This window comes from Nonomuraea sp. NPDC051941 (assembly GCF_044593615.1).
Map to the genome: position 1 here is coordinate 105,016 of NZ_JBIUCF010000050.1, position 7,446 is coordinate 112,461.

The following is a 7,446-nucleotide window of genomic DNA, read 5'->3' on the forward strand; positions in this document are numbered from 1 at the left end:
CTCGGCCTGCCGTACGGACCCCTGCACGTGATTCGCGGGACTCAGCGTGACTCATGGGGCACAGCGCGACGCACCGGGCGAAAGTTTCGTTACCACCCCGATAGTTTCGCTTCCTGGATCGTAGGTAAACGCTGCGTAAAGCGTCAACACCTCGAATGGGAGCGATCCCAAACCGAAACTTTCGGATACACTCCCGAACGTGTCAGCGAAGCGGCGGGTGACGATCGCACTGATCGCGGAAGAGGCCGGGGTCTCCATTCCGACGGTGTCCAAGGTCATCAACGGACGTCCAGAGGTCGCTCCGGCGACCCGCCATCGAGTCGAACGACTCCTGCAGGAACACGGCTACCAGCGGCGCATCAGCCAGGACGACACCCCGGCCGGCCTGGTCGACCTGGTCTTCGCCGAGATCGAGTCGCCGTGGGCCATGGAGATCGTGCGGGGTGCGGAGGGGGCGGCCCACGAGGCCGGGGCCAGCGTGGTCATCTCCGTCCTGCACACCCATGCCGGACCGGGCCGAGACTGGCTCGAACGCCTGGCCGCCCGCCGTACCGACGGCGTGGTCATCGTCGCCTCGCGCCTGTCCACCGGCATCCAGGCCCAGCTCAGCGCGCGCTCGCTCCCGTTCGCGGTGGTCGACCCGGAGGGCGAGCCCGCCCCCGGCGTCGTCTCGGTCGGGGCCACCAACTGGAACGGCGGCCTGGCCGCCACCCGCCACCTGCTCGAACTCGGCCACCGGCGCATCGGCATGATCAGCGGCCCCACGGACATGCTGTGCAGCCAGGCCCGCGTGGACGGCTACCGCGCGGCCCTGGAGACGGCCGGAGTGCCGATCGAGCCCGAGCTGATCCGCCGCGGCACGTTCCTGGTGGAATCGGGCCACGACGAGGGCCACGCGCTGCTCTCCCTGGACACGCCCCCGACGGCGATCTTCGCCGGGAGCGACCTGATGGCCTTCGGCGTGTTCGAGGCGGCCCGCCAGCGCGGCCTTCGCGTCCCCGAGGACCTGAGCGTGGTGGGCTTCGACGACCTGCCCCTGTCCAAGTCGGCCTGGCCACCCCTGACCACGGTACGCCAGCCGCTGCAGGAGATGGCCGCCCTCGCCACCCGCACGGTCCTGGCCATGGGCCGCGGCGAGGTCCCGGAGACCAAGCGGGTCGAACTGGCAACGGAACTCATCGTCAGAGACAGCACGGCCCGCCACGAGTAGGCATCCGGGTAGGTGGGCCAGGCTCGCCCACCCGTTGCCCATCCGGGTGGTGGGCCTGCTGGACCCCGCCCCGCTCGCCAAAGGCCCCCGTGGGCCTGCCGATATCCCTGAACAGGCGAGACACCAGCAGATACCCCCGAGCTCGGGCCGGAGCCGGTAACTCGGTGTGCGACAGGAGCTGGTTTCGGGAAAGCCGGGGCGGTTCGCGTGTACCACGGTGGTGCCGGCGCTGACCGTCCGGTCCTCGCCCTCGGCCTGGTCGTGTCCGGCGACCGGCCCCTGCTGGACGACGGCCAGGAGTGCCACCTCATGACATTGGTTCCTCGCCGTCAGGCTTGGCGGGCGTAGGACGCGAGGTGATCGGCGAGCGCGATGACGCGGTCGCGCAGTTCGTCGGGGCGCTCGATGACGAACGGCCGGTTGAGTGCGGCGAGTGCCGGAGGCAACCAGTCGAGCCGCTCCACCCGTAGCTCGACGCGCAGCCAGCGCTCGCTCGCCCGGTCCTCGCCGGCCGCGGGCTCGTGCTCCTCCAGGCTCGCGACGCTGGCGGGAAGGTGGGCGCGAATCTGCTCAACTGTCCCGTGGATCCGCAAGGTCACCTCATGCTGGTACTCAGCCGTGGCGAACCCTGACAACACGCGCTGTGCCGGACCCGGACCTTCGGGCGCGTCGAATGAGCCGGGCAGGGCCCTCGCGTCCGCGATGCGATCGAGCCGGAAGGTTCGGTCCTCGCCGATCCCGGCGTCGTTGCCGGTGACGTACCACCGGCCCGAATGGGCGACGATCCCGTACGCGTGCAGCGTGCGTTCGCTGAGCCGCCCGTCGCGGTCGGTGTATCGGATCGAGACCGGTCGGCGGTGGCGTACCGCATCGGCGATGGTGAGCAGGACCCCGGCGTCCGGGGCGGCGAACTCGCCGGGCTGATCCGTGAAGGCGAGAGACTCCAGGAGTGTGTCGAGCCGGCGGGCGATGTGCTTGGGCAGCACCCGCCGGATCTTGGCCGATGCCGTCTCGCTCGCCGTGTGCTGCGTCGTCATCAACCCTGCTCGGCGGCCGGCGACCAGGCCGAGCAGCACGGCCAGTGCCTCGTCGTCGCTGAGCATGAGCGGCGGCAGGCGGTACCCGGGAGCGAGCCGGTACCCGCCGTAGCGGCCGCGTACCGACTCCACGGGCACGTCGAGATCGATCAGCTGGTCCACATACCGCCGCACGGTACGTCCTTCGACGCCGAGCCGGTCGGCGAGTTCGGCCACGGTCCGGATGCCGCCCGACTGCAGCAGCTCCAGGAGTGTCAGCACGCGCCCGGTGGGTCGAGGCATGTTCGCAGCCTATGCGAATACAGGACCGATTCTGTCCACTATTTCTCCTAGTCTGCGAAGCGCACAACGCCAGCACAGCCAAGGAGCTCCCCATGAACTTCGTCTCGATCCGGATCATCACCAGCGACGTCGCGCGCCTCGTCGAGTTCTATGAACGAGCCACAGGGGTGCGTGCGAAATGGGCCACCGAGGACTTCGCCGAACTCAAGACCCCCAAGGCCACCCTCGCGATCGCCGGCACTCGCACCGTCCCGCTGTTCGCCCCGGGCTCTGCCCGCCCGGCGGACAACCACAGCGTGATCACCGAGTTCCTCGTCGACGACGTGGATCGCGTTCACCAGAACCTGACCGGCTTCGTGACCGACTTCGTCAACGAGCCCACCACGATGCCCTGGGGCAACCGGTCGCTGTTGTTCCGCGACCCCGACGGCAACCTCGTCAACTTCTTCACCCCCGTCACCCCGGCGGCTGTCGAGAAGTTCGCAGGTTGACGCCACGCACCGCCGGCCACGAACGCCCCACCCTGCCCACGAGAACCGAGGGGTAGCCGTCGATCATGCGGTTCCCGATGACCTCGCCCTTCTCCGTCTTCTCGCGCCACTCGTGCAGAAGCGGCGTAGCCTGCGTCTCCCGGACGGTCGTGGCGATGTTGAGCGGGTGACTCGGGTCAGCCCCACGCCGGGTCGGCGTTCCGCGACAGAAGGCGCATAACTGGGGTTATCGAGGGGATTGATCGCTCAAGGCGGTGACCAGGCGGGCGACCAGCGCGCGCGTCTCCTCGAAGGAGGCGTCGCTCAGGGCGGGGCTGCCGAGGAGTGAGCGCATCACGCCCATGCCGAGCAGCAGCGCGCCCACCATTTCGGCCCGCAGGGCGGGGTTCTCGCCGCCCATCCGCTCGGCGAAGTCGGGCAGGTAGCCCTCGCAGATCTGCGTACGCAACTGTTCGCGGATGGCCGGGCGTCCCGCGGAGCGCAGCATCACCAGGAGCGGGTGCTCGCCGGCGAACTGCTCCCAGTCGGCGAAGACGACATCGTGCAGCAGCGTGTCGGTGATGTGGGTGAGCGGACGCGCCGGATCGTCCGTGAGGCCGGCCGGGATCTCCACGCGTACGGCCTCCTCGTGGAGTTGCTCCTTCGAGCCGAAGTAGCGGAAGACCAGAGCCGGATCGACGCCCACGTCGGCCGCGATTTCACGTACGCCGGTGCCGTCGTAGCCCTGACGGGCGAAGCGCAGGCGGGCGGCGTCGAGCAGCTTGGCGCGGGTGGCGGCTTTGTCGCGGCGTTTCGGCTGGTCCATGCAAATCATCCTAAGTCATCGTACGTTGACTTAACCATCCACCAGGCCTAGCATTCTTGTCACCGATCGATGACTTGAGAGGGCTCGGGAATGCGTACATACGTGATCACCGGCGGCACGGACGGCATGGGCAAGGGCCTGGGGCTGCATTTCCTGCGGCGCGGGGACAGCGTGATCGCCGTGGCCAGCGGGAAGGACAAGGGGCGTGCCTTCCTCGCCGAGGCGCACCGGCTCGGCGCCGAGGGCAGGGCCGTGTTTCTCCGGGCCGACCTGAGCACCGTCGCGGGCATGCGGCAGGTGGTCGAGGAGGTCAAGGCGACCACCGAGGCCGTGGACGGGCTGGTGTTCGCGGCTCAGCGGTTCCGGCCCAAGCGCGAGGAGACGGCGGACGGGCTGGAGTTCACCTTCGCGCTCGCCTACCTGAGCCGGTTCGTCATCGGTCACGGCCTGATGGAGCACCTGGAACGCGCGCAGGCGCCCGTCGTGATGAACATCGCCGGGCCCGGCGGCCTGCCGGGCCGCGTCAACTGGGACGACCTCCAATGGCGCGACGGTTACACGGGGATGCGCGCGGCGATGCAGTCCTCGCGCTGCAACGACCTGCTGGGAGCCGGCTTCCCCGCTCGCTACCCGGCCGCCCGTACGCGTTATGTCCTCTACAACCCCGGCTTCGTGAACACGAGCATGGCCGACCCGCTGCCGCAGCCCAGGCGTGCTGTCACCAAGGCGCTCGCCCGGTTCTTCGCGATGCCGGTCGGCAAGGCGATCCTGCCGATCGCCGCACTGCTGGACGCCGCGCCCGAACCCGCTGTCACCGCTTACATGCGCGGCAAGCCGTTGCCGCTGACCGGCAAGGATTTCGACCCGGACGCCGCGGCCCGCCTCGACCGCGTGACGACGGACCTGCTCGGACAGATCGCCGCAACTCGGTAACGCACCGCGGCGGTCCCGCGGTAAGCGCAAGGAGCGAGCTCGCTGGAGGTGAGCGGGGATCGGGCGCTCGATGACGAGATGGTGGTGATCAGCGCAAGAAGTCCACCACCTCGGCCTGGCCGGCGAACTGTGCCCACTCCAGCGGCGTGGCGTCGTAGTCGTGCTCCCGTACTGACGGGTCGGCTCCCAACTCCACCAGCGCTCGCACCATCGGCAGGTCGCCTGCCCGCGCCGCCTTGTGCAACGCCGTCGCCGGGAGGCGCGCGTTCACGTCGAACCCCAGCCCGCAGGCCAGCCGTACGCCAGGCACCCGGCCGTACTCCGCGGCCCTGATGAGCAGATCCCGCCGCCGCGTCAGGAGTTGCCCGCCCAGTCCGGGATCGGCGCTCAGCAGGTGCCCGGCCTGCTCCCGATCCCCTCGCATGATCGCGGCCTCCGCGGCGTCCAGCCCGCGCAGGGTGCCGGAGGCCCCCGCGTCGGACAGGAGCCGCGCGACCTCCGTATGCCCGCCCAGCAGCGCGAGCTCCGGCGCCGTGTGCCCGCCGAAGAACGGATGCCCGTCGCTCTTGGCGTCCGCGGGCGCGCCGTGTGCCAGCAGGCACCGCATCCGGTCTGCCTGGCCACGCAACGCGGCCGTCAGCACCGTGTTCGCCAGCATGCGGGCCGGGGAGTCCTGTACGCGTCCCAGCCTGGCCGCCCATGGCCCGCCGTCCCCGCCGCCGAGCCCGAACTCCAGCAGCAGCTCCAGGTAGCCGGTGTCGTCGCCCATGACTCCGCGGTTGTACAGAGCCCGGCCGTCGTTGGCGTCCGCCCCGGCCTCCAGGAGCACCCGGGCCAGTTCCAGGTCCCGCGGATGCGGCGGCTGCCCCAGCTCCCCGCCGCCCAGCGCGCCCGTCAAAGCGGTGAACGGCGGTCCGAGCCCCTCGGGGAGGTAGCCGGCGTTCGGATCGGCTCCCGCCTCCAGCAGGACCCGCGCCGTCCCCACGGCGTCGGCCTGCGCCACCCGTGAACAGGTCAGATACAGCAGCGGCTCCCAGCCGAAGGGGCCGCCGGAGGCCCGGGCCGACGCGGGGTCGGACGCGACCGCGCGGGCCGTCCCGGCGGCGTCGCCGAGCGCCGCCATCGTCCACACCGACGCGCCGGCTGTCTCGGGACGCCGGTCCAGCAGCCGCGCCGCCGCCTCGGCCCTCGCGGGTCCGTGGTAGGCCAGGCCGGACAGCCGCAGGAACTCGGTCGCGGGGTCGGCCGAGGGGCCCACCTCGTGCGGCCGGCGCGCGAACCTGCCCAGCATCGCCAGGTGTGCCCGCAGCTGCGGCCAGCTGGTGAAGCCGTACTTGCGGGCGACCACCAGTTGCGCGTCGGCCAACCGCAGTTCTGACGGCGCTCCCGGATACCATCCGCCGACCGTCGCGAGTGCGCGGAGCTCGCGCGCGCGTACGCCGCGCAGCAGTTGCTTGGCCTCGTTCTTCAGGTGGTCGAGGCTGGGGTTTTCGGGCAGACGGTTCGCCACGAAGACCTCCCTTCCGGTTATGCCCGACGTCCGCATCTTCGGGCCGAAAAGGAGGAACGGCACCATGACTGAACACCATGAAGATCGGGTGGGCTGAGCCCTTTCCGCGGACCGGTCGCGTCCCGAAACGCCAGCCACAGCGTACTCCCTCCACGTGTTGTGATAGCTTCGGCGGCGCCGTGCATCGCCGCGAATTCGAGGAGGTGAGACCGATCAACGCTGTGACAGGTCGGGGCTCCCTCCCACGCATGGTCTAGGGAGCGCCCGCAGAAGGCCTCCCGAAAGGCTTGAAACGCCATGCGCTTCATCTCCCGGACGTCGTCGGACGGCGTCACCGAACAGCTCTTCACCCTCGGCGAGATCCCCGGCGTGCTGTGGACGCCGGAAGCCGCCCCGAGCACTCGTCCCCTGATCCTGATGGGACACGGCGGCGGGCAGCACAAGAAGGCGCCCGGCATCCTGGCCCGCGCGCACGACTTCGTCGCCGAGGGCGGGTTCGCGGTCGCCGCGATCGACGCGCCCAACCACGGTGAGCGGCCGAAGAACGAGGAGTTCGGCCGGGTCGCGACCGAGATGCGGGCCCGTGCGGCCGCCGGCGAGGACGCGACCGCGCAGGTCCTCGCCATGCACGGCCTCCTGGCCGGTCAGGCGGTCGCGGAATGGCAGGCGGTCCTGACCGCGCTCCAGCAGCTCGACCACGTCGGCGCAGGTCCGGTGGGTTACTGGGGTGTGTCGATGGGTTGCGGGCTCGGTGTCCCGTTCGTCGCCGCGGAACCCCGGGTCGGCGCCGCGGTGCTGGGCCTGCTCGGGGCGACCACGCTGGCCGAGAGCGCGGCGCGGGTCACCGTGCCGGTGCAGTTCCTGCTCCAGTGGGACGACGAGCGGGTGCCGCGGGCCGAGGGCCTGGCGTTGTTCGACGCCTTCGCTTCGGCCGAGAAGACGCTGCACGCCAATCCCGGCAAGCACGGGGATCTGCCGCGGTTCGAGACGGACAGCTCGCTGCGGTTCTTCGCCCGGCATCTGGGCTGACACCCGTGCGGGGGGGGGGGGGGGGGGGGGGGGGGGGGGGGGGGCGCGGCGGGGGGGGGGGGGGGGCGCGCCCCCCCCCCCCCCCCCCCCCCCCCCGGGACCGCGCACTTCTCGACTGCGCGGCACGCGTCAAGGCCGCGTGACCGGCG

Annotated in this window: 7 protein-coding genes; 4 read left to right on the plus strand and 3 right to left on the minus strand. The window is 70.9% G+C overall.

Annotation, left to right across the window (positions count from 1 at the left end):
• Positions 1 to 199: 199 nt before the first annotated feature.
• The gene (locus ACIHFD_RS53695; protein WP_397373491.1) at positions 200 to 1,210 is read left to right on the plus strand and encodes a LacI family DNA-binding transcriptional regulator; all 1,011 of its coding nucleotides are present in this window, start codon (positions 200 to 202) and stop codon (positions 1,208 to 1,210) included.
• A 329-nt stretch (positions 1,211 to 1,539) separates the two neighbouring features.
• Here ACIHFD_RS53695 and ACIHFD_RS53700 read toward each other — a convergent pair whose 3' ends face one another.
• On the minus strand, positions 1,540 to 2,529 hold the full coding sequence (locus tag ACIHFD_RS53700; RefSeq protein WP_397373492.1) for a helix-turn-helix transcriptional regulator: 990 nt from the start codon (positions 2,527 to 2,529) through the stop codon (positions 1,540 to 1,542).
• Positions 2,530 to 2,621: 92 nt separating this feature from the next.
• Here ACIHFD_RS53700 and ACIHFD_RS53705 point away from each other — a divergent pair, with 92 nt between their 5' ends.
• Complete coding sequence (locus ACIHFD_RS53705; RefSeq protein WP_397373493.1) at positions 2,622 to 3,020, plus strand: VOC family protein; 399 nt, start codon at positions 2,622 to 2,624, stop codon at positions 3,018 to 3,020.
• Between the two features lie 226 nt (positions 3,021 to 3,246).
• On the opposite strand, the gene ACIHFD_RS53710 is transcribed toward ACIHFD_RS53705, so the two are convergent.
• Positions 3,247 to 3,825, minus strand: a complete 579-nt coding sequence (locus tag ACIHFD_RS53710) for a TetR/AcrR family transcriptional regulator (protein WP_397373494.1) — start codon at positions 3,823 to 3,825, stop codon at positions 3,247 to 3,249.
• Between the two features lie 90 nt (positions 3,826 to 3,915).
• On the opposite strand from ACIHFD_RS53710, the gene ACIHFD_RS53715 reads away from it, so the two are divergent.
• Positions 3,916 to 4,758 carry an SDR family NAD(P)-dependent oxidoreductase gene (locus tag ACIHFD_RS53715; RefSeq protein WP_397373495.1) on the plus strand — a complete coding sequence of 281 codons (843 nt, stop codon included), beginning with the start codon at positions 3,916 to 3,918 and terminating at the stop codon, positions 4,756 to 4,758.
• A gap of 88 nt (positions 4,759 to 4,846) precedes the next feature.
• On the opposite strand, the gene ACIHFD_RS53720 is transcribed toward ACIHFD_RS53715, so the two are convergent.
• Positions 4,847 to 6,268 (minus strand): ankyrin repeat domain-containing protein, encoded by a 1,422-nt coding sequence (locus ACIHFD_RS53720; protein WP_397373496.1) that lies wholly within the window; start codon positions 6,266 to 6,268, stop codon positions 4,847 to 4,849.
• Between the two features lie 297 nt (positions 6,269 to 6,565).
• Here ACIHFD_RS53720 and ACIHFD_RS53725 point away from each other — a divergent pair, with 297 nt between their 5' ends.
• On the plus strand, positions 6,566 to 7,297 hold the full coding sequence (locus ACIHFD_RS53725) for a dienelactone hydrolase family protein (RefSeq protein ID WP_397373497.1): 732 nt from the start codon (positions 6,566 to 6,568) through the stop codon (positions 7,295 to 7,297).
• Positions 7,298 to 7,446: the final 149 nt, after the last annotated feature.

What these genes read in the sequence shown, in the direction of transcription:
- ACIHFD_RS53700 (WP_397373492.1), bottom strand. Translation starts at nt 2,529, where the DNA reads ATGCCTCGACCCACCGGGCGCGTGCTGACACTCCTGGAGCTGCTGCAG.
- ACIHFD_RS53705 (WP_397373493.1), top strand. Translation starts at nt 2,622, where the DNA reads ATGAACTTCGTCTCGATCCGGATCATCACCAGCGACGTCGCGCGCCTC.
- ACIHFD_RS53710 (WP_397373494.1), bottom strand. Translation starts at nt 3,825, where the DNA reads ATGGACCAGCCGAAACGCCGCGACAAAGCCGCCACCCGCGCCAAGCTG.
- ACIHFD_RS53715 (WP_397373495.1), top strand. Translation starts at nt 3,916, where the DNA reads ATGCGTACATACGTGATCACCGGCGGCACGGACGGCATGGGCAAGGGC.
- ACIHFD_RS53725 (WP_397373497.1), top strand. Translation starts at nt 6,566, where the DNA reads ATGCGCTTCATCTCCCGGACGTCGTCGGACGGCGTCACCGAACAGCTC.